Below are 19644 nucleotides of genomic sequence, written 5' to 3' on the forward strand. Positions count from 1 at the left end.
AGCAGTCGTCCGAATCGAGAGCACCGCTCTCGAAACAGAGCATGACTCATGCGGACAGGCCGCGTCAAGAGCAGTGCTCTCTCTTTTGATTGCTGCTCTCATCCGTGGCAGAGTGAGGACATGGTCGCTCCCTCGCTCCGCGCCCGGGTCCGCGCCGGGATGATCGAAGAGATCAAGACGGTCGCCCGCCGCCACCTGGACACCGACGGCGCGAACCTCTCGCTGCGCGCGGTGGCCCGCGACCTCGGCATGGTCTCCTCGGCGATCTACCGCTACTTCCCGAGCCGCGACGACCTGCTCACCGCGCTGATCCTGGAGGCGTACGACGCGCTCGGCGACGCGGTGGAGGCGGCCGACGCCGCCGCCGACCAGGCCGACCTGCGCGGACGCTGGCTCGCCGTCTGCCGGGCCGCCCGCGCGTGGGCGCTGGCCCACCCCGCCGAGTACGCGCTGCTCTACGGCAGCCCGGTGCCCGGGTACGCGGCACCGGACGACACGGTCGCCCCGGCCCAGCGTCCCCCGGTGACCCTGGTCGGCATCCTGCGCGACGGACTGGCCTCCGGCCGGCTCACCCCGCCCGACGAGGAACTGCCCGAGCCGCTGCGCGGCGACGTGGCCGAGCTCGTCGAGCTGCTCGGCATGGACGTCCCGCCCGCGCTGCTGGCTCGCGGCATGGCCGGGTGGACCCAGTTGTTCGGGCTGATCAGCTTCGAGCTGTTCGGCCGGATCAACCGGGCGCTGCCGCACCGCGACGAGTACTTCGACCACCAGATCGGCCTGATGGCCGACCTGGCCGGCCTGCCCTGACGCCGATCGGCGTCAGGTGCCGTCGGAGGAGTGGCCGGGGAACAGGTGCGCGGTCGGGTCGATGACGACAGCCGCGTTGTTGACGGCGGTCGCGGCCTCGCCGAAGCCGGTGGCGATCAGGCGGACCTTGCCCGGGTACTCGGTGATGTCCCCGGCCGCGAACACCCGGGGCAGGTTGGTGGCCATCGCGCTGTCCACCACGATGTGCCGCCGGTCGAGGTTCAGCCCCCACTCGGCGAGCGGGCCGAGATCGGCGGTGAAGCCCAGCGCGGCCACCACGGTGTCCACCGGCAGCGTCTCCACCTCGCCGCCGCGTACGGTCAGCTCGGCGCCGGTGACCGCCTCCTCGCCGTACAGCCGGCTCACCTCGGCGTTGACCACGATCCGCACCGGCAGCGCGCGGACGCGCTCGATGGTGGCCGCGTGCGCCCGGAATCGGTCCCGCCGGTGCACCAGCGTCACCGACCGGGCCAGCGGGGCGAGCGTGGCCGCCCAGTCGAACGCCGAGTCGCCGCCGCCGACGATGAGCACGTGCCGGTCGGTCAGCTCGGCCGGCTGCGGCACGAAGTAGACGATCCCGCCGCCGGTGAAGGTCTCCGCGACCGGCAGCGGCCGGGGCGTGAAGCTGCCGAGCCCGCCGGTGACCAGCACCGCGCCGCAGCTGAGCTGCTCACCGCCGGCGAGGCCGAGCACCGGCCGGCCGTCGAGGTAGGACAGCTTCTCCGCGCGTACGCCGAGCCGGTAGTCGGGGTGGAACGGCGCGGCCTGGGCGACCAGGTTCGTGACCAGCTCGCGGCCCTTGATCGCGGGGAAGCCGGCGACGTCGAGGATCAGCTTCTCCGGGTACATGGCGGTGACCTGACCGCCCGGTTCGGGCAGCGCGTCGATCACCGACACGGAGAGTCCACGGAAACCGGCGTAGTAGGCGGCGAAGAGCCCGGCGGGACCGGCCCCGATCACGGCGACATCGACCTCGCGCATGGCGCACCGTCACTTTCCGCTTCGGGATCACCCGTGCTGATGCGGAAACGGTAGGCGGGCGGGTGGCCGCGGGCAAGCACGTCCCGCGGTTCGATCAACGCGCCGTCACGGCAGCGTGATCCTCGGTGACCCGAGGCGGTCGGACTCGCCGGTGTCGTTGCGGCGGCGGAACAGGATCGCCGCGACCACGCCGCCGAGCAGCCCGAACAGGTGACCCTGCCAGGAGATGCGCTCGTCGGTCGGCAGGATGCCGAGCAGTTGCCAGCCGTAGAGCAACCCGACCAGCAGGCCGACGGCGAAGTTCCACCAGCTCCGCTCCACCACGCCCCGGGTGAGCAGGATGCCGAGGTAGCCGAAGATCACGCCGCTGGCGCCGACCACCACCGAGTCGGGCGAGCCGGTGAACCAGACGCCCAGGCCGCTGACCAGGATGATGACTCCGGTGGACCAGAGGAACCGGCGGGTGCCCGCGGCGAGCACGAACGTGCCGAGCAGGATCAGCGGGATGCTGTTGCTGTAGAGGTGGTTCCAGCCGGCGTGCAGGAACGGCGAGAAGAAGACGCCGTCCAGGCCCTGGAGCCGCTGCGGGATGATGCCGGCGGTGACGTCGAGGCCGAGTCGCAGGCCGACGTCGAGCGCCTCGATGAGGAACAGCACCGGCACGGCCGCGCACATGGCGACGAAGGCCCGGCCGAGCGCCGCGTAGAACGCGTCGGTGCCGAACCGGTGGGGGTCGCCACTAGGGCCGTACCAGGTCACCTACCAAGAGCTATCAGCAAATGCGGCGGGCCGCCAGTCGGGCGGCGGTACGACGACGGCGGGACACCGGGTCTCCCCGCGTGTCCCGCCGTCGTGGTGATGTCAGTACCAGCCCGAACTCTGCGACTTCTGCCAGGCGCCGCAGGGCGTGTCGTACCGGCCCTTGATGTAGCCGAGACCCCAGGTGATCTGGGTCGCCGGGTTGGTCTTCCAGTCGTCGGCCACCGAGGCCATCTTGCTGCCCGGCACCGCCTGCGGGATCCCGTACGCCCCGGAGGAACTGTTGGACGCCTTCGGGTTCCACCCGCTCTCCTTGGTCCAGAGCTTGTCCAAGCACGGGAACTGGTCGATGCCGAAGCCCTTGTCGAGCATGACCGCGCAACCGATCTTCCGGTTGCCGCTGTACTCCGCGCACGAGGACGGGATCGGGCCGTCGTACGGCTTGATCTTCGTTTCCTCCTCCGCCGCGGCCCGCTCCTTCTTGCGGGTGGCGGCGGCCGCCTCGGCCTTCCTGGCCCGCTCGGCGGCCTCCTTCGCCGCCGCGGCGGCACGCAGCTTCGCCTGGTACTCGGCGGCACGCTGCCGGGACGAGTCCACGCGCTGGTCGGACAGCCGGTCGCGCTGGTACGCGTACTCCGCCTGGTCGACCTCCAGACCGACCTGCGCGGTCAGGCCCTGCTGCTGGGCTTGTCGGTCCTCACCCAGATAGAAGCCGCCGGCGACGCCCACGGAGAGCAGCGCGACAGCGGCCGTACGGGCGCCGAACCGGCTCCAGAGCCGACTCACGAAGTTTCCCTTCGTCGGGGGCAGGGACACGGCACGCGCATGGCCGGGTCGGGTCACGCCGGGTGCCGTGAGCGCACCGGTACCGGTGTGACTCCGGGCCGTGTCCGGCTCCCGAGTGGTAGGTGACGCTCGATGGACACCATTGCGCACAGTGAGGCCGGTGGGAAATGGTCGGGCCTAAAAGTGATCTGCGTCACCCTAAAAATGCGGACAGAGTGGGGCAAAAGCGGCGGTCAGCCGGGGATGTCCTCCAGCAGATCGGTGACCATGGCGGCGATCGGAGAACGCTCCGATCGGCTGAGCGTGACGTGCGCGAAGAGGGGATGCCCCTTCAACGCCTCGATCACCGCGGTCACCCCGTCGTGCCGGCCGACCCGCAGATTGTCCCGCTGGGCCACATCGTGGGTGAGCACAACCCGCGACCCCTGGCCGATGCGCGACAGCACGGTGAGCAGTACGCCCCGCTCCAGCGACTGCGCCTCGTCCACGATGACGAACGCGTCGTGCAGGCTGCGACCGCGGATGTGGGTCAGCGGCAGCACCTCCAGCAGCCCGCGCGAGGTGACCTCCTCCAGCACGTTCTCGTGCACCACCGAGCCGAGCGTGTCGAAGACGGCCTGCGCCCAGGGCGACATCTTCTCCGACTCCGACCCGGGCAGGTAGCCGAGTTCCTGGCCGCCGACCGCGTACAGGGGGCGGAACACGATCACCTTCTTGTGCCGGCGCCGCTCCATCACCGCCTCCAGGCCGGCGCAGAGCGCCAGCGCGGACTTGCCGGTGCCGGCCCGCCCGCCCAGCGACACGATGCCGATGGACTCGTCCAGCAGCAGGTCGAGCGCGACCCGCTGCTCCGCCGAGCGGCCGTGCACGCCGAACGCCTCCCGGTCGCCCCGGACCAGCCGGATCGTCTTGTCCGGCAGCACCCGGCCCAGCGCCGAGCCCCGCGCCGAGTGCAGCACCAGGCCGGTGTGGCAGGGCAGGCCCGCCGCGTCGTCGACGTCGAGCGTCTCGCCCGCGTACAGCCGGCCGATCTCCTCCTCGGCCAGGTCCAGCTCGGCCATCCCGGTCCAGGTCGGGTCGCTGGCCTGGCCGTGCCGGTACTCGTCGGCGCGCAGGCCCACCGAGGCCGCCTTCACCCGCAGCGGCATGTCCTTGCTGACGAGCGTGACCTCACGCCCCTCGGCGGCCAGGTTGAGCGCCACGGACAGGATGCGGGCGTCGTTCGACTCGTTGCGGAAGCCCGGCGGCAGCACTCCGTCGTCGGTGTGGTTCAGCTCCACCCGCAGCGTGCCGCCCTGGTCGTTGGCGGGCACCGGACGGTCCAGCCGGCCGTACCGCACGCGCAGCTCGTCCAGCATGCGCAGCGACTGGCGGGCGAACCAGCCCAGCTCGGGGTGGTGTCGCTTGCCCTCCAGCTCGGAGATCACCACCAGCGGCAGCACCACCTCGTGCTCGGCGAAGCGGTGGAACGCCGCCGGGTCGGACAGCAGGACCGAGGTGTCCAGGACGAAGGCCGGGCCGGCTGGTCGGGGCTCCTCGGCCTCGCCGGCGGCGGCGCGGCGGCTGCGGGTGGTCCGGCGGGTCGGGGCCGGGGTCTGCTCGGCTCCGGCGGGGGTACGGCGAGTGGTCACAGGCCTGCTCCGCGGATGGGCACCCGGCCACCCGAGTTCCGCCTCTTCCGGTGCCCGGAGGACACGGGGTCGGATGCGGGCCCCGTGCGCGAGGACGCAGGTCCGGGCTGTCCGGCTGGCCCGGGAAAACCCCGCGCCATGCCTAGACGCTAATCGCCGCGGGGCCGCTGGGCTAGAGGTGCGCGTGGATCATCGTTCGGTCTTCGCCGGACGTACACCCGTTCGAGTGGCCGGCCGGACCGGAACCGGCCGGGATGCATGCCCCCTGCGCGCACCCCGGCCGGTCGTCCACGGCGGCGCGGGCCTCAGCCCTGCCGGCGCACCAGCGTGCCGGCCCTCGGTCCGGCGCCGGCCGCGCCGAACGACGATCCGGTGTACGTGGTGCCCACCCGGCCGACGGCGCCGAGCTGGGCGGTGGCGGTGACGCGTACGGCCGGGGCCGAGCCGGGCCGGGCGGCGACCGCCGCGGGTACGGAGGTGCCGGCGAACGGCACGGCCGAGCGCCCGGCCGAGGTCACCACAGTCGGGCCGGGACCGGACAGCGCCGAGGCGATCGCCGCCTGGGCGTCGCGCCGACGGCGGTTCCAGGCGCCCCGGTCGCCGTCGAAGTAGCCCTGGCGGTAGCCGAACCGGTAACCGATGCGGTAGCTGAGCTGGCCGTGCAGGCGGCCGGCCGCGTAGCAGGTGGAGCCGAGCACGAGGACCAGGACCACGGCGAGAAAGGGGGTCATCGCTCGTCCGTCCCGGGCAGTGGGTCGACCACCAGCAGCCGCTCCAGGTCGTCGGTGCTGACCTCCTCGACCAGCTCGACGCTGATCCGGCATCCGTCGAGGATCACCTCGGCCACCGACGCCCGGCGGATCTCCCCGCCGGAGTCGTAGACCCGCACGCTCAGCTCGGGGCAGCCGAGGTGGGTCCGCCAGGCGTCCCACTCCCCCCGGTCGCCGACGCTGAGTGAGAGGTACCGGCACCCGCGGGCGAGATAGAGACGCCAGGGGGCGCTGAGCCCGGCTGACACTCCGTCCGCGATCAGCCCGAAGGCCTGGGCACGGGTCGCGAGCTCGGTCACGAGACCCCCTCGGCACCCGCGGAGTGACGCATGTGAGCACTCGTCGTCTCAAGCACGTGACACACCGTAAGTTGTCTCATGAGCGTGACAGTATCAGCTTTTCAGACCTTTGCCGCCGTACTGGCGTCCATCTATTCTGCCCGGGTGATACCCCTCAGGAGCAGGACTGGATCGTTTACCGGAAGTCCCGGATCAGCGTCACGTCGGCGTGACAGCAGCGCGCCGAGCCGCCCCGTCGAGACCGACTGGCCGTACCGTCACGGGGTGACCGAGACGACCAACGCACGGAAGATCGCGTTCGCCACCTTCGTCCGGCGCGCGCTCGACGACGCCCGCGCGCTACGGGCCTGGAGCGGCACCGAGGTCTCCCGGCGCACCGGCGTCTCCCGCCAGACCATCAACCGATGGGTACGCGGCGACTGGGCCAGCGATCCGGAGGCGGAGCGGGTGGTCGCCTTCTGCGAAGGGCTCGGGCTCGACCCGGCCGCCGCGTTCACCGCACTCGGCTGGGACCGGGCCGCGGGGCCACGCACCGCGCCGACCCCGCCCCCGATGGACCCGGACGTGGAGGCGCTGCTGCGCCGGCTGGTCGACCCGAACGTGTCCGACGCGGAGAAGTTCCACATTCGAGAAACCATTCGTTACCTCGCATACCGCCCGACTCTGCCGGGCGATGTCCGGAATAGGGGTAAACAGGCCGGGTAGTTCCTCAGATGGCGAAAGAACGGAAGGTCGGACCCGATCGTTTCGCCGCGGGGACGGATCGGACCCGCTAGCGTCCACGTTTGTACTGCTAAGGGCTCGTCATCGGCGGGGGGACGGGACACAGCCGAACCCAGCCCTGCGGGACAGAAGGAGGGGTCTGTCCATGACCCTGAAATGGTTGGCAGTCGTGGTCGCGGTGGTGTCGCTGACATCGTGCGTGACCGGCAACGTGGTGGTCGGCGTACTGGACGGCGGGCAGCTTCCCCTGCTCGTCAACCTCTTCGCGATCACCACGGCCGGCACCGCGGTGATCCTCGCCGTCGTCGCCGAGCTGCACGATCGGCTCAACGACCGGGTCAGCGCGCTCACCGAGTTCCTGGTGGCGCGGCTCAACGAGATCGAGGCGCACACCGGCGACCGCAACACCGGCTTCGTGGAGGGCTACCTGCTCAGCCACGGGCAGGAGGCGGCCGTGGTGCCGTTCGGTCGCCGGGGACGAGGAGCCGCCGAACGCTGATCCCCACGTCGTTCCGACGTCACATCTCGGCCACGAATACGCCGCCCGGCGCGGGGTACGCTGACGCGCGTGCCGCCGTTGAATCTGGGCAACCAGCAGCCGAAGACCCCGTTGAACGCGGAGCACGCCTGGCGTGCGACCGCCGACCGCGCGGGTGACGTCGTCCTCTTCTTCGACTTCGACGGCACCCTGGCGCCCGTCGACGACGACCCCACGGCCGTCCGGCCCGCGCCCAACGTGCTCAGCGCGCTGGAGGCGCTCGCCCCGCACGTCCGCCGGATCGCCATCGTCTCCGCCCGCCCGGTGGACTTCCTCCGCGACCACCTCGGCGGCCTCGCCGGCATCGACCTGTACGGGCTCTACGGCCTGGAGCACAGCCACTCCGGCGGCGAGACGGTCACCGAGCCGGCCGCCCTGCCGTGGGTGCCGACCATGTCCGAGCTGGCCGAGCAGGCCCGCGCCGAACTGCCGCCCGGCGCGCTCGTCGAGTACAAGCGGCTCTCCGTCGCGCTGCACTGGCGTACCGCCCCGCAGCTCGGCGACCTGGTGCAGGAGTGGGGCCGGGCCCAGGCCGAGCGACTGGGCCTGCGCGCCCAGCCGGGCCGGATGGTGCTGGAACTCAAGCCCCCGGTCGACCGGGACAAGGGCATGGTGATCGGCGAGACGGTCCGGGACGCCGGTGGCGCCTGGTACTTCGGCGACGACGTCTCCGACATCAAGGCGTTCGCCGCGCTGCGCGCCCGCGCCGCCGCCGATCCCGACTTCCTCGGTGTCTGCGTCGCGGTCGCCAACCCGGAGACCGGTCACGAGGTGGCCGACGCCGCCGACCTGACCCTGGACTCCCCGGCGGCCCTGGCCGACTTCCTCACCGCCGCCCTCCCCCACCTCCGCTGACGGCCCCCGCCGCCCCTTCCCCCGCGATCTTGCACTTGCCGCCCCGACAAAAAGGGCAATAACTCCACCCTCGGGGCCGAAACTGCAAGATCGCCGGGGCGTGGGGCGAAGGGCGTGGGGCGCGGGCGGCGCTGGTCTCAGGTGCCGAAGCGGCGTTGGCGGGTGGCGTAGGAGCGCAGGGCCCGCAGGAAGTCGACCTTGCGGAAGTCGGGCCAGTTCAGCTCGCAGAAGTAGAACTCCGAGTGCGCGCTCTGCCAGAGCATGAAGCCGGAGAGCCGCTGCTCGCCACTGGTCCGGATGATCAGATCCGGGTCCGGCAGCCCCTTCGTGTAGAGGTGCTCGGAGATGTGGTCGACGTCGATCGAGGTGGCCAGCTCCTCGATCGTGCCGCCGTTGGCCGCGTGCTCCAGCAGCAGCGAGCGGACCGCGTCGGCGATCTCGCGCCGCCCGCCGTACCCGACCGCGATGTTGACCTGAGCCCCGCCGTCGCGGTCGCGGGTGCGTTCCTCGGCGGCCTTGAGCGCGGCGGCGAGCTGCGCCGGCAGCACGTCGAGCGCGCCGACCATCCGCAGCCGCCAGGGGTTGCCCTCCTCGGCCAGCTCGGTCGTGAGGTCCTCGATGATCTGAAGCAGCGGGTCCAGCTCGGCGGCCGGGCGGGAGAGGTTGTCGGTGGAGAGCAGCCAGAGTGTGACGTGCCCGACGCCGGCCGCGTCGCACCAGCGGAGCAGCTCCTTGATCCGCTCGGCGCCCATCCGGTGGCCGTCGTTCGGGTCGACGAGGCCCATCTCCCGGGCCCATCTGCGGTTGCCGTCGCACATCACGCCGACGTGCGCCGGTACGGGCTTGCCCGCGAGCTTCGCCGTCAGGCGGCGCTCGTACACGGAGTAGAGGAGTTTCCGCAGAGTCATCACCTTGCAGGGTAGCGACCCGCGGGAGAGATCAGTGTCTCGGTGGCATATCACCTGACGGTGAGACGGTCCGGCGCGGTCGCGGCAGGTCCGCCCCGATCGCCATCAGGGTGCGCGCGTCCAGCCGGCCGTCGCCGAGTCCCAGTTCCACCACGACGCGGTAGACGCGCTCGTCCCGCCGGGCCGCGCCGACCACCGCGTCGACCACCCGGCGCCGCCGGGCCAGCCACGCGGCCACCGAGCTGTGCCGCAGGTGGGTGCCGAGCCGGGCGCGCAGCGCGGCGGCGTACGCCCGGGCGGCCTCGGCGGGAGAGCCGGCCGCCGCCGCGCCGGCCAGCGCCCCGGAGCGCAGCGCGTAGAAGATGCCCTCGCCGGTGAACGGGTTGATCAGCGACAGCGCGTCCCCGGCCAGCAGCACCCTCCCCCGGCCGGGGGCCGGGCGGTGGGTGGACAGCGGCAGGTGGTGCGCCCGCAGGTCGGTCACCGTCGCCGGGTCGACGCCTGGGAGCACCGCGGCCATCCGGTCCAGCAGGTGCGCGCGGGTCAGCGGTTCGCCGCGCAGCACCTCCCCGTACCCGACGTTCGCGCGCCCGTCGCCGATCGGAAAGGCCCAGGCGTACGCGGGCCAGCGCGCCGCCGAGGTGACGATGAGTTGTTCGTGCGGCCCGGCCGGCGCGGGCGCGTAGCCCCGGATGGCCAGCGCCAGGTGCCGGTCCGGGTTGACCGGGTGGTCGAGCGCGCGCCGTACCACCGATCCGGCGCCGTCCGCGCCGACCACCGCCCGCGCGGACAGCTCTCCGTCGAGCAGCACCCGGTCGGCGGCGATCTCCACCCGGCGTACGGTGTGCCGTCGCAACTCCGCGCCTGCGGCCACCGCCGCCGCGACCAGGCGTGCGTCGAACACCTGGCGGGGCACCGTGTACGCGGGCCGGGGCAGCGTCCGGGCGACGGTACCGCCGCCGGGGCCGGCCAGGCGCAGCGCGGGCAGCGGCGCGTAGCCGTCGACCGCCCCGGTCACGCCCAACTCGGCGAGGACGTCCAGCGCGTGCGCGGCGATGCCGTCCCCGCACGCCTTGTCGCGGGGAAAGTCGGACCGGTCGAGCAGCAGCACCCGGGCGGCTCCCGCACGCCGCGCACCGAGCGCGGCGGCCGCTCCCGCCGGCCCCGCCCCCACCACCACGACGTCCCACACCCCCTCATCCTGCCCCGCCACGCCCCGCCACGGGCGACGATCATGAGGTTGACGGCATCAACGGAGATCGAAATCGCCGTCAACTTCATGGTCAACGAGGTGGTGTGGCGGGGGTGGGGGTGGGGGTGCGGGTGGCTCGGTTCAGGGACCAGAGGGTGAGGGCGGCGGCCGTTACCAGGGGGGCGCCGTCTCGGATCAGGCCGTCGGTGCCGAGCAGCCACCAGCACAGGGGCAGGTCGAGCGCGAGGACGCCGAGTGTGACCACTACCAGGGCCTTCCGCGCCCACGGGCGGTCGCGCAGCAGGAAGGCGGTGCAGAACAGCACGGCGTAGCTGACCGCGATGCCCGCGCCGAACCAGAGGACCAGGGCCGGTACGGCGGCCAGCCGCCCGTCCAGCACGGCGCCGGTCGCGACGAGCGCCGGCACCAGCATCAGCGGGCTGTAGGTGAAGGCCGCGACCCGGGCGGTGAGCAGCCACCCGTTCGCCTGGGGGCGCTTCGGCGCCATCTCCCGCCAGGCGATCGTCCCGCCCTCGACGACCAGGCCCTTGCGGTGCCGGACCAGGTGCGCGCGGATCGTCTCGGAGCGGTAGAGCAGCACCACCACGGCGACGCAGAGCGCGGTGAGCACGGCGAACCCGGCCAGGCCGGGCAGCGCGGGCACCCCTTCCCGGGGCACGATCAGCCGCCCGACCGCGAAGATCGTGGTCACCGCCAGGATCAGCCCGAACGGCCGGGCGCCCACGCGGCCCTTGTTCACCTGCCCGATCAGCAGCAGGAAGCCGAGCGATCGGAGCATCGCCCAGCCGGTGCGTACGGCCAGGCCGAACTCCTGCTCCGGGGCGTACCAGTAGTTGAGCAGCTCGACCACGACGGTGGCCGCCGCGGTCACGGCGAGCAGCGTGGTGAGCGCCCGGACGGCGGACGGCCGCCGGACCTCGACAGGTTCAGCGGCCGTCCTCATGGCATCCGATGTTGCCCGGCAGGGGCAACAGGCACACCTGTTACTTCTGCGGCTCCGCGTCCAGCCGGGCGCGCAGCGCGTCCAGCTCGGCCCAGAGGACACCCGGCAGCTTGTCGCCGAACTTCTCGAACCACTCGGTGACCAGCGGCAGCTCGTTGCGCCACTCGTCGACGTCGACCTTGAGCGCGATCCGGACGTCCTCCGGGGTCATGTCCAGACCCTCCACGTCCAGCGCGTCCTGGGCCGGGACCATGCCGATCGGGGTCTCCACCGCGTCGGCGGTGCCCTCGATCCGCTCGACGACCCACTTGAGCACGCGGGAGTTCTCGCCGAAGCCGGGCCAGAGGAAGTTGCCCTCCGGATCCTTGCGGAACCAGTTCACGTAGTAGATCTTGGGCAGCTTGGCCTCGTCGCCGTCGGCGCCCTTGCCCATCTCGATCCAGTGCCGGAAGTAGTCGCCGGCGTGGTAGCCGATGAACGGCAGCATGGCCATCGGGTCGCGGCGGACCACGCCGACCGCGCCGGAGGCGGCGGCGGTGGTCTCCGAGGAGAGGGTCGCGCCCATGTAGACGCCGTGGACCCAGTCGCGGGCCTCGGTCACCAACGGGATGGTGTCCCTACGGCGGCCGCCGAAGAGGATCGCGTCGATCGGCACGCCGTTCGGGTCGTAGTAGTCCTCGGCCAGGATCGGGCACTGGGTGATCGGGGTGCAGAACCGGCTGTTCGCGTGCGAGGAGAGGCTGTCGCTCTCCGGCGTCCAGTCGTTGCCCTTCCAGTCGATGAGGTGCGCCGGCGGCTCGCCCAGGCCCTCCCACCAGACATCACCGTCGTCGGTGAGGGCCACGTTGGTGAAGACGGAGTTGCCCCGCTCCAGGGTCCGCATGGCGTTGGCGTTGGTCTTCCAGTCGGTGCCGGGAGCGACGCCGAACAGGCCGTACTCGGGGTTCACCGCGTAGAGCCGACCGTCGGAGCCGAAGCGCATCCAGGCGATGTCGTCGCCGATGGTCTCGACCTTCCAGCCCGGGATGGTCGGCTCCACCATGGCGAGGTTGGTCTTGCCGCAGGCGGACGGGAACGCGCCGGCGATGTGGTAGACCTTGCCCTCCGGCGAGGTGATCTTGAGGATCAGCATGTGCTCGGCGAGCCAGCCCTCGTCGCGCCCCATCACGCTGGCGATACGCAGCGAGTAGCACTTCTTCCCGAGCAGCGAGTTGCCGCCGTAGCCGGAGCCGAAGGACCAGATCTCCCGCGTCTCCGGGAAGTGCGAGATGTACTTGGTCTCGTTGCACGGCCAGGGGACGTCCTGCTGGCCGGGAGCGAGCGGGGCGCCGATCGAGTGCAGCGCGTGCACGAAGTCGGCGTCGTCACCCATCGCCTCGAGGATCCGGGCGCCCATCCGGGTCATGATCCGCATCGAGGCGACCACGTACGGGCTGTCGGTGATCTCGACGCCGAACATGGGGCTCTCGGCCTCGACCGGGCCCATGACGAAGGGGATGACGTACATGGTGCGCCCGCGCATGCTGCCGCGGTACAGCTCCGTCATCGTCCGCTTCATCTCGGCCGGCGCCATCCAGTTGTTGGTGGGGCCGGCGTCCGCCTCGTCGACGGAGCAGATGTAGGTGCGCTCCTCCACCCGTGCGACGTCCGTGGGGTCGGTACGCGCGTAGAACGAGTTGGGCTTCTTCTCGGGATTCAGGCGGATCAGGGTGCCGCTGGCGACGAGTTCGTCGGTGAGGCGGCGCCACTCCTCATCAGACCCGTCCACCCAGACCACGCGGTCCGGGGTGGTCAGTTCCGCGACCTCACGTACCCAGGCGAGCAGCTTGGGGTGGGACGTCGGGGCCTGATCGATACCCCGAACAGCAGCCGGAGCAACCATGTCACTTCTCCTTGTGGTCGACGCTGACCGATCTATGGGGTGCACGAGTTCCGGCGGGCTGGAACGCCGCCTCGTGGAAACCTGGGATTGGGCTCAGCGTAAACCGGACTGCCCCGCCAGTCAGTGGGACTGGTTGTGAAGAACTGCACAAGGTACGGCCACGCTGCGGCATCACGATCTGATACCCGCTTTCGCGCGCAGTTTCACGCAAATCCTGCGGTGAACCTTCGAAGGCCGGGTCCGGCAGCGGAGTCCCCGCGACGCCCGATCGCGGGGAAGCGTACGAGCATGTCGCGAAAGACGATTCCGTGATGCGCTCCACAGATTCGCACAGCGCGTTACGCTCTGCTCACGGACATCGAGAACGGGCGACGCCTCTCCGACCCGGGCGGCCCGAGGGCGACGGCCGCGGCGAAGCCGTCGTGGCCGACTCGCCGTTGCAGTCCGCCCGGTTACCGCACAACCGGTACTCTCGGCGGGTGGCCGCGACGATGACCGGAGACCAACCGGGGGCTCCGCAGACCCGCCGGGGTCCGATCGGAGCACTGCTCGACCGTTTCGGTCACCTCATCCACGAGCTGAGCAAGTTCGCCACCGTCGGCGGCCTGGCCTTCGTCGTGGACTTCATTCTCTTCAACTACCTGTCCAGCGGGCGGGACATGCCCCCGCTGGCCGCGAAGACCATCTCCACGGTGATCGCCGCGACCGTCGCCTTCGTCGGCAACCGGTTCTGGACATGGCGGCACCGGCAGCGGTCGAACCCGGCCCGCGAATACGCGCTGTTCTTCTTCTTCAACGCGGTCGGCCTCGGCATCGCGGTGGCCTGCCTGGCGATCAGCCACTACGGGCTGGGAGCGATCTGGCCCGCGGTGTTCCAGACCCCCCTGGCCGACAACATCGCCAGCTTCATCGTCGGCACCGGCCTGGGAACGCTCTTCCGGTTCTGGTCGTACCGACGGTTCGTCTTCGTCGAGGCGGGAACACCTCCCGTTCCGGCAACGAGCCACGACCGAGAGTCCGGGGCGTGACGAACCGCCCATCCCGACCCGCCGGGCCCAGCCGGCCCAGCCAACTGCCTAAGGTGTTCCGCATGCCTGGAGTCCGTCTGCTGCCCGAGCGCTGGCAGAAGTTCATCCACGAGGCGCTCAAATTCGGCATCGTCGGCGGCATCAACACCGTCATCAATTACGCGGTGTTCAATGCTCTGGCACTCACGGTTTTCCGTGACGGCCAGCTCAAGGCGACAGTGATCGCGACGATTGTCGCCACGATCACGTCGCATCTGATGAATCGTCACTGGACGTACCGTGATCGACCGAAATCGGCACTCCGGCGCGAATACGTCCTGTTCTTCCTCTTCAACGGCGCGGGTCTGCTCATCGAACTCGGCGTCCTGGCCCTGGCCAAGTACGGCCTCGGCGTACACGGCCTGCTCGCGCTGAACGTCGCCAAGACCATCGGTGTCCTGCTGGCCACGCTGTTCCGCTTCTGGTCCTACCGGACGTTCGTCTTCCAGCCCGTCCCCAAGCACGCCGAGGAGACCTGGCACTCGGTGCCACGTGACGAGTGGGACAACGTCGCCGAGATGGACCCGGTGGCCGAGCTGGCCGAGTCGGTCAGCGAGCTGGAGGAGGAGGAACCGCCTCCGGGCGCCGGCCGGGCGGCCGGCTTCCCGCCACCACGGGGCCGCCCCGCACCGGCGGACGCCGGACTCGGTGGCGCGCTCGACGCCGACCTGGACGCCGAACTCGCCGCGGAACTCCAGCCCCGCCGCGCCCGCCGCTGAACGACAAGAGGCCGGCACCCCCGACCCGGGGTGCCGGCCTTCTCCGTCGGCGGGTCAGGGCTGGTCGCGCAGGGACTTGCCCTCGGTCATGTCGGCCAGGATCTCGCGCATCTCGCCGTCACCCAGGCTGTGCTTGTCGTGGTGCGCCTCGACCAGCTCGTAGAGCTTCGTCTGCACCCTGTCCACGCCCGGCACGTCGTGCAGCACCGACTGGCCGCGCTCACCCGCCGACTCGATGGTCAGCGTGCCGCAGCCGAGCAGCCGCTCCACGAAACGCTGGTGCATGGCGTGGTCGTTGATCCGGGTCAGCGGCAGATCCCGCCGGTTACGCGACAGCACCCCCTGCTGGAGCAGCACCCGCTCGTTGGTGAACAGGTAGTGCGTGGTGCGCCAGACCAGGAACGGCCACAGCCCCAGCCACAGCACCAGCGCCAGGCCGACCACCGCGATCGCGTAGAGCGCGATCGTGCCGCCGCTGCCGTCGGACAGCAGGAGCCACCCGGCGACGACCGCCGCGACGGCGAGCACGAGCACCAGGACCGGCCGGATCAGGGCCTTCCAGTGCGGGTGCAGGTGCAACACGACGTGCTCGTCCTCGGTGAGCACGTCTTCGGGGAACGCCACGGCGGAACCTCCTCGCAGAACCGGACGCGCTGACCGTAACCGGTCGGCGCATCCGGCCGGCATCGGCCGCGCGGGCGGCTACCCGTGGTTGTTAAGAGGGGGCCCTTCCTCTACCGGAGGCGTTAACAAGGGCCCCTTCCTTTCACCGCAGGTGCAGCACGTCGCCCGCGGCGAGGCGCAGCGTCTCGCCGTCCGTCTCGACCAGGAGCTGCCCGTCGGCGTCCACGCCGGTGGCGGTGCCGTGCGCCTCCCGGCCGTCGGGCAGCAGCACCCGCACCCGGCGGCCGACGGTGGCGCACCCCGCCAGGTACGCCTCGCGCAGCCCGCTGGCCTCCGCGTCGCCTCCGGCGTCACGCCACCGCTCGTACCACTCGGCGAGCGAGCGCAGCAGCGCCCGCAGCAGCGGATCCCGGTCGGTGGCGGTGGCGCCGGCGAGCTGGAGCGAGGTGGCGGGCAGCCCGGTCGGGTTCTCCGGCAGCTCGTCGGCGCGCAGCGTCACGTTCAGCCCGACACCGACCACGACGGCGGGGGGCCTGTCGTTCTCCCCCGGCACCGCCTCGGCCAGCACCCCGGCGCACTTCGCGCCGTCCACCAGCAGGTCGTTGGGCCACTTCAGCCGCGCGTCCAGCTCGGCCAGCAGGCGTACCGCCTCGACCAGCGCGACGCCGGCGAGCAGCGGCAGCCAGCCGTACCCGGTGGCGGGCACGGGCGACCAGCCGCGCTCCGCGACCGCCTCGCCGGGCCGCAGCAGCACGCTCGCCGCGAGACCGGCGCGCGGCGGCGACTGCCAGACGCGGCCCCGGCGGCCGCGGCCGGCGGTCTGCCGCTCGGCGACCACCACCAGGCCCTCCGGCTCCCCGGCCCGCGCCGCGGCCACCGCGTCCGCGTTCGTCGAGCCGGTCTCGGCCAGCAGCTCCAACCGGCGCCAGGGCCCGTGCGGCGCGACGAGCGCGCGCCGCAGCCGGGCCGCCGACAGCGGCGGTCGGTCCAGATCGGTGTACGGCGAGCCGGGCATCCCGCCAGCCTACGGCCACCCGGCTCGCCGGTCGCCGCGAAGCGGTGAGGCGCACTGCACAGCCTCAGACACCTGAACCATCGTTATATTCCACGGGTGACTACCGAGACCGGGATCAACATCCACACGACCGCCGGCAAGCTGGCGGACCTGGAGCGACGGCTCGACGAGGCGGTGCACGCCGGGTCGGCACGCGCGGTCGAGAAGCAGCACGCGCGGGGCAAGAAGACCGCCCGCGAGCGGATCGAGATGCTCCTCGACGAGGGCTCGTTCGTCGAGCTGGACGAGTTCGCCCGGCACCGCTCGACCAACTTCGGGCTGGAGAGGACCCGCCCGTACGGCGACGGCGTGGTGACCGGCTACGGCACCGTGGACGGCCGGCAGATCTGCGTCTTCGCGCAGGACTTCACCGTCTTCGGCGGCTCCCTCGGCGAGGTCTTCGGCGAGAAGATCGTCAAGCTGATGGACCTGGCCATGAAGATCGGCTGCCCGGTCGTCGGCATCAACGACTCCGGTGGCGCGCGGATCCAGGAGGGCGTCGCGTCCCTCGGCCTCTACGGCGAGATCTTCTTCCGCAACGTACGGGCCAGCGGCGTCATCCCGCAGATCTCGCTCATCATGGGCCCGTGCGCGGGCGGGGCCGTCTACTCCCCGGCGGTCACCGACTTCACCGTCATGGTCGACCAGACCTCGCACATGTTCATCACCGGTCCCGACGTCATCAAGACGGTCACCGGCGAGGACGTCGGCATGGAGGAGCTGGGCGGCGCCCGCACCCACAACGCCCGCAGCGGCAACGCGCACTACCTCGGCACCGACGAGGAGGACGCGATCGAGTACGTCAAGGCGCTGCTGTCGTACCTGCCGTCGAACAACCTGGACGAGCCGCCGGTCTTCGACGCGCCGGCCATCCTCGACATCACCGACTCCGATCGGGAGCTGGACACGCTGATCCCGGACTCGGCCAACCAGCCGTACGACATGCACCGGGTCATCGAGCACGTCCTCGACGACGGCGAGTTCCTCGAGGTGCAGCCGCTGTACGCGCAGAACATGGTGGTCGGCTTCGGCCGCGTCGAGGGGCGCCCGGTGGGCGTGGTCGCCAACCAGCCCATGCACTTCGCCGGCACGCTCGACATCGCCGCCTCCGAGAAGGCCGCCCGGTTCGTGCGCACCTGCGACGCGTTCAACGTCCCGGTGCTCACCTTCGTGGACGTGCCCGGCTTCCTGCCCGGCACCGGCCAGGAGTGGGACGGCATCATCCGTCGCGGCGCGAAGCTCATCTACGCGTACGCCGAGGCCACCGTCCCGAAGGTCACCGTCATCACCCGCAAGGCGTACGGCGGCGCGTACGACGTGATGGGCTCCAAGCACCTCGGCGCGGACCTGAACTTCGCCTGGCCGACCGCGCAGATCGCGGTGATGGGCGCGCAGGGCGCGGTGAACATCCTCTACCGCTCGGAGCTGGCGAACGCCGAGGATCCGGCCGCCGTCCGCGCCGAGAAGATCGCCGAGTACGAGGACACGCTCGCCAACCCGTACATCGCCGCCGAGCGCGGCTACGTCGACGGGGTGATCCCGCCGCACGAGACGCGTACCCAGATCGTGCGGGCGCTGCGGGTGCTGTGCACCAAGCGCGAGACGCTGCCGCCGAAGAAGCACGGCAACATCCCGCTGTAGCCGCCCCGATGCCCCCGCCGTTCCCGCGGCGGGGGCATCGGCGTCAGCAAGCCGGGTTCGCGGCGACGCACATCCGCTCGGCGGCGACCCGGGCCATCTGCCGTACCTGCGCCTCGGTCACCTGGGCGCCCGGGACGTCGGTCCGCAGCCCTCCCGACGGGATGAGCACCGTCACCAGGTCACCCACTCGTACGACCAGCCGGTCCTCGAACGACGGCGCATAGCCGGGCGGCCGGCCGGTCGCCTCGTCCGGCGGCACGCTCGCCTCGTGCCGCAGCAGCACCGCCTGGTCCCCGGCGAAGCCGCTCGCGGCGACGGACCACCGGTGCACCACCTCGGCGCTGACCATCCCCCGCTCGGTGTAGACCCGGCCGGTCGTCCGCCACGCGCCGCAGGCCGCGACCGTGCCCTCCAGGTCGGTGATGAACCGGCCCGCCGCCCCGGGCTCCATCCGGTAGACGTCCTGGGTGAGAACCGATGCGACGGTGGTCGCGGGCTCGGTCGGCGGTTCGAGCAGGGTCTGCGACCGGGAGTAGCGCGAGCGCGGTTCCTCGGCCGGCCGCCCTTGCTCCCGGGCGCAGACCTGGAGGAAATCGTCGACCCGGACCGGCTTGGCGATGCCGGTCTCACTGAGCCGCTCGCCGGTCGGAGCGGGTATGTCGGCCGGTTCCAGCATCGCCTCGGCCACGATCTCCCCCGGCCCGTCGACGGCAGCGGCGGGCGGTGGCGGCGCACCGGTCCGGTCCACCAGGGTCGCGGTGAGCGCCGCCACGACCACCACCGCGACCGCGACGAGCGCGGCAGAGCGCCGGCTGCGCCGCCGGGCCGTGGCCCGGATGGACTCCGGCTCCGGCCAGGTGACGTTGCGCAGATCCCGGTGCAGCAACTCCACGAGCGCGACGTCGTCAGGCATCTGCCGCCTCCTCTTCCAGGTCGACCACGGCGAGCAGCTCGGCGAGCGCGGTCCGCCCCCGGGACAGCCGGGCCTTCACGGTGCCGATCGGCGCCTCGGTCTCCCGCGCCACCTCGGCGACCGGCATGCCGAGCAGGTAGTGCAGGGCGATCGCGGTGCGCTGGGCCTCGGGCAGCCGGCGCAGCGCGGCGACCACCTCCAGCGTCTCGGTGCTCGGCGCCGGCACGTCCGCCACCGCGCCGTGCCGCAGGTAGGCGCGCGCCCGGCTGCGCAGGCTGCGCCAGCGGCTCACCGCGATCCGGCTGGCCACCACCCGTACCCATGCCTCCGGGTCGTCGTACCCGCGCACCGTGGACCACCGCTGCCAGGCCCGGATGAACGCCTCCTGCAGGGCGTCCTGCGCCTCGGCGAGGTCGCCGGTGAGCACGTAGACGAAGCCGAGCAGCCGCTGCCGGCTGCCCCGGTAGAACTCGTCGAAGCCGTCGCTGTCGGGCACCTGCCACCTCCCCGTGTTCGTCAGGGGACACGCCT

Annotated in this window: 21 protein-coding genes and 1 pseudogene; 8 read left to right on the forward strand and 14 right to left on the reverse strand. The window is 71.8% G+C overall.

Annotated features, from left to right (window positions below; all coding sequences use genetic code 11):
- The first annotated feature begins 120 nt into the window (after positions 1–120).
- Positions 121–807 carry a TetR/AcrR family transcriptional regulator gene (locus tag ABIH81_RS03570; RefSeq protein WP_349879003.1) on the forward strand — a complete coding sequence of 229 codons (687 nt, stop codon included), beginning with the start codon at positions 121–123 and terminating at the stop codon, positions 805–807.
- A gap of 12 nt (positions 808–819) precedes the next feature.
- On the opposite strand, the gene ABIH81_RS03575 is transcribed toward ABIH81_RS03570, so the two are convergent.
- The 6 genes from ABIH81_RS03575 to ABIH81_RS03600 all read right to left on the reverse strand — a co-directional run bounded on the left by ABIH81_RS03575 (position 820) and on the right by ABIH81_RS03600 (position 6033).
- Entirely contained in the window at positions 820–1788 is a 969-nt protein-coding gene (locus ABIH81_RS03575) for an NAD(P)/FAD-dependent oxidoreductase (protein WP_349879004.1), read from the reverse strand.
- Positions 1789–1893: 105 nt separating this feature from the next.
- Positions 1894–2547 carry a rhomboid family intramembrane serine protease gene (locus tag ABIH81_RS03580; protein ID WP_349879005.1) on the reverse strand — a complete coding sequence of 218 codons (654 nt, stop codon included), beginning with the start codon at positions 2545–2547 and terminating at the stop codon, positions 1894–1896.
- A gap of 102 nt (positions 2548–2649) precedes the next feature.
- Entirely contained in the window at positions 2650–3333 is a 684-nt protein-coding gene (locus ABIH81_RS03585; protein ID WP_349879006.1) for a transglycosylase SLT domain-containing protein, read from the reverse strand.
- Positions 3334–3566: 233 nt separating this feature from the next.
- On the reverse strand, positions 3567–4964 hold the full coding sequence (locus tag ABIH81_RS03590) for a PhoH family protein (RefSeq protein WP_349879007.1): 1398 nt from the start codon (positions 4962–4964) through the stop codon (positions 3567–3569).
- A gap of 305 nt (positions 4965–5269) precedes the next feature.
- Positions 5270–5695 carry a hypothetical protein gene (locus ABIH81_RS03595; protein WP_334460093.1) on the reverse strand — a complete coding sequence of 142 codons (426 nt, stop codon included), beginning with the start codon at positions 5693–5695 and terminating at the stop codon, positions 5270–5272.
- On the reverse strand, positions 5692–6033 hold the full coding sequence (locus tag ABIH81_RS03600) for a hypothetical protein (protein ID WP_064447658.1): 342 nt from the start codon (positions 6031–6033) through the stop codon (positions 5692–5694). The genes ABIH81_RS03595 and ABIH81_RS03600 overlap by 4 nt, the downstream gene beginning before the upstream one ends.
- Positions 6034–6297: 264 nt before the next feature.
- Here ABIH81_RS03600 and ABIH81_RS03605 point away from each other — a divergent pair, with 264 nt between their 5' ends.
- The 3 genes from ABIH81_RS03605 to otsB all read left to right on the forward strand — a co-directional run bounded on the left by ABIH81_RS03605 (position 6298) and on the right by otsB (position 8149).
- The gene (locus tag ABIH81_RS03605) at positions 6298–6738 is read left to right on the forward strand and encodes an XRE family transcriptional regulator (RefSeq protein WP_349879008.1); all 441 of its coding nucleotides are present in this window, start codon (positions 6298–6300) and stop codon (positions 6736–6738) included.
- A gap of 163 nt (positions 6739–6901) precedes the next feature.
- Positions 6902–7255, forward strand: coding sequence for a hypothetical protein (locus tag ABIH81_RS03610; protein ID WP_349879009.1), 354 nt, complete (start codon positions 6902–6904; stop codon positions 7253–7255).
- A 69-nt stretch (positions 7256–7324) separates the two neighbouring features.
- Positions 7325–8149 (forward strand): trehalose-phosphatase, encoded by an 825-nt coding sequence (gene otsB, locus ABIH81_RS03615; RefSeq protein WP_252453122.1) that lies wholly within the window; start codon positions 7325–7327, stop codon positions 8147–8149.
- A 137-nt stretch (positions 8150–8286) separates the two neighbouring features.
- On the opposite strand, the gene ABIH81_RS03620 is transcribed toward otsB, so the two are convergent.
- The 4 genes from ABIH81_RS03620 to ABIH81_RS03635 all read right to left on the reverse strand — a co-directional run bounded on the left by ABIH81_RS03620 (position 8287) and on the right by ABIH81_RS03635 (position 13095).
- Positions 8287–9057 (reverse strand): isoprenyl transferase, encoded by a 771-nt coding sequence (locus ABIH81_RS03620; RefSeq protein ID WP_349879010.1) that lies wholly within the window; start codon positions 9055–9057, stop codon positions 8287–8289.
- 31 nt (positions 9058–9088) lie between these two features.
- On the reverse strand, positions 9089–10270 hold the full coding sequence (locus ABIH81_RS03625) for a geranylgeranyl reductase family protein (protein ID WP_349879011.1): 1182 nt from the start codon (positions 10268–10270) through the stop codon (positions 9089–9091).
- Positions 10271–10340: 70 nt separating this feature from the next.
- On the reverse strand, positions 10341–11213 hold the full coding sequence (locus ABIH81_RS03630; protein WP_349879012.1) for a hypothetical protein: 873 nt from the start codon (positions 11211–11213) through the stop codon (positions 10341–10343).
- Positions 11214–11253: 40 nt separating this feature from the next.
- On the reverse strand, positions 11254–13095 hold the full coding sequence (locus tag ABIH81_RS03635; RefSeq protein ID WP_349879013.1) for a phosphoenolpyruvate carboxykinase (GTP): 1842 nt from the start codon (positions 13093–13095) through the stop codon (positions 11254–11256).
- 135 nt (positions 13096–13230) lie between these two features.
- Between ABIH81_RS03635 and ABIH81_RS03640 the strand changes: the two are divergent.
- The 3 genes and pseudogenes from ABIH81_RS03640 to ABIH81_RS03650 form a co-directional block, all read left to right on the forward strand.
- Positions 13231–13326, forward strand: a pseudogene (locus ABIH81_RS03640) (GtrA family protein); the annotation flags it as partial.
- A 260-nt stretch (positions 13327–13586) separates the two neighbouring features.
- Positions 13587–14123 carry a GtrA family protein gene (locus ABIH81_RS03645; RefSeq protein WP_349880996.1) on the forward strand — a complete coding sequence of 179 codons (537 nt, stop codon included), beginning with the start codon at positions 13587–13589 and terminating at the stop codon, positions 14121–14123.
- 62 nt (positions 14124–14185) lie between these two features.
- Positions 14186–14881 (forward strand): GtrA family protein, encoded by a 696-nt coding sequence (locus tag ABIH81_RS03650; RefSeq protein ID WP_349879014.1) that lies wholly within the window; start codon positions 14186–14188, stop codon positions 14879–14881.
- A 54-nt stretch (positions 14882–14935) separates the two neighbouring features.
- On the opposite strand, the gene ABIH81_RS03655 is transcribed toward ABIH81_RS03650, so the two are convergent.
- Both ABIH81_RS03655 and ABIH81_RS03660 read right to left on the reverse strand, forming a co-directional pair.
- On the reverse strand, positions 14936–15505 hold the full coding sequence (locus tag ABIH81_RS03655; RefSeq protein ID WP_349879015.1) for a PH domain-containing protein: 570 nt from the start codon (positions 15503–15505) through the stop codon (positions 14936–14938).
- Between the two features lie 142 nt (positions 15506–15647).
- Positions 15648–16520, reverse strand: coding sequence for a biotin--[acetyl-CoA-carboxylase] ligase (locus tag ABIH81_RS03660; protein WP_349879016.1), 873 nt, complete (start codon positions 16518–16520; stop codon positions 15648–15650).
- Positions 16521–16616: 96 nt separating this feature from the next.
- On the opposite strand from ABIH81_RS03660, the gene ABIH81_RS03665 reads away from it, so the two are divergent.
- Complete coding sequence (locus ABIH81_RS03665; protein WP_349879017.1) at positions 16617–18200, forward strand: acyl-CoA carboxylase subunit beta; 1584 nt, start codon at positions 16617–16619, stop codon at positions 18198–18200.
- 43 nt (positions 18201–18243) lie between these two features.
- Here the strand turns inward: ABIH81_RS03665 and ABIH81_RS03670 are convergent, their stop codons facing one another.
- Both ABIH81_RS03670 and ABIH81_RS03675 read right to left on the reverse strand, forming a co-directional pair.
- Positions 18244–19113 (reverse strand): hypothetical protein, encoded by an 870-nt coding sequence (locus ABIH81_RS03670; RefSeq protein ID WP_349879018.1) that lies wholly within the window; start codon positions 19111–19113, stop codon positions 18244–18246.
- Positions 19106–19609 carry a SigE family RNA polymerase sigma factor gene (locus ABIH81_RS03675; RefSeq protein WP_349879019.1) on the reverse strand — a complete coding sequence of 168 codons (504 nt, stop codon included), beginning with the start codon at positions 19607–19609 and terminating at the stop codon, positions 19106–19108. Before ABIH81_RS03675 ends, ABIH81_RS03670 begins: the two co-directional genes overlap by 8 nt.
- Positions 19610–19644 lie beyond the last annotated feature (35 nt).

This window comes from Micromonospora sp. HUAS YX12, assembly GCF_040215685.1.
In the GTDB taxonomy this organism is placed as follows: Bacteria; Actinomycetota; Actinomycetes; order Mycobacteriales; family Micromonosporaceae; genus Micromonospora; species Micromonospora tulbaghiae.

Coding starts and splice junctions, on each gene's coding strand:
- ABIH81_RS03570 (WP_349879003.1), top strand. CDS start 121: ATGGTCGCTCCCTCGCTCCGCGCCCGGGTCCGCGCCGGGATGATCGAA.
- ABIH81_RS03575 (WP_349879004.1), bottom strand. CDS start 1,788: ATGCGCGAGGTCGATGTCGCCGTGATCGGGGCCGGTCCCGCCGGGCTC.
- ABIH81_RS03595 (WP_334460093.1), bottom strand. CDS start 5,695: ATGACCCCCTTTCTCGCCGTGGTCCTGGTCCTCGTGCTCGGCTCCACC.
- ABIH81_RS03610 (WP_349879009.1), top strand. CDS start 6,902: ATGACCCTGAAATGGTTGGCAGTCGTGGTCGCGGTGGTGTCGCTGACA.
- ABIH81_RS03620 (WP_349879010.1), bottom strand. CDS start 9,057: ATGACTCTGCGGAAACTCCTCTACTCCGTGTACGAGCGCCGCCTGACG.
- ABIH81_RS03630 (WP_349879012.1), bottom strand. CDS start 11,213: ATGAGGACGGCCGCTGAACCTGTCGAGGTCCGGCGGCCGTCCGCCGTC.
- ABIH81_RS03635 (WP_349879013.1), bottom strand. CDS start 13,095: ATGGTTGCTCCGGCTGCTGTTCGGGGTATCGATCAGGCCCCGACGTCC.
- ABIH81_RS03645 (WP_349880996.1), top strand. CDS start 13,587: ATGACCGGAGACCAACCGGGGGCTCCGCAGACCCGCCGGGGTCCGATC.
- ABIH81_RS03650 (WP_349879014.1), top strand. CDS start 14,186: ATGCCTGGAGTCCGTCTGCTGCCCGAGCGCTGGCAGAAGTTCATCCAC.
- ABIH81_RS03660 (WP_349879016.1), bottom strand. CDS start 16,520: ATGCCCGGCTCGCCGTACACCGATCTGGACCGACCGCCGCTGTCGGCG.
- ABIH81_RS03670 (WP_349879018.1), bottom strand. CDS start 19,113: ATGCCTGACGACGTCGCGCTCGTGGAGTTGCTGCACCGGGATCTGCGC.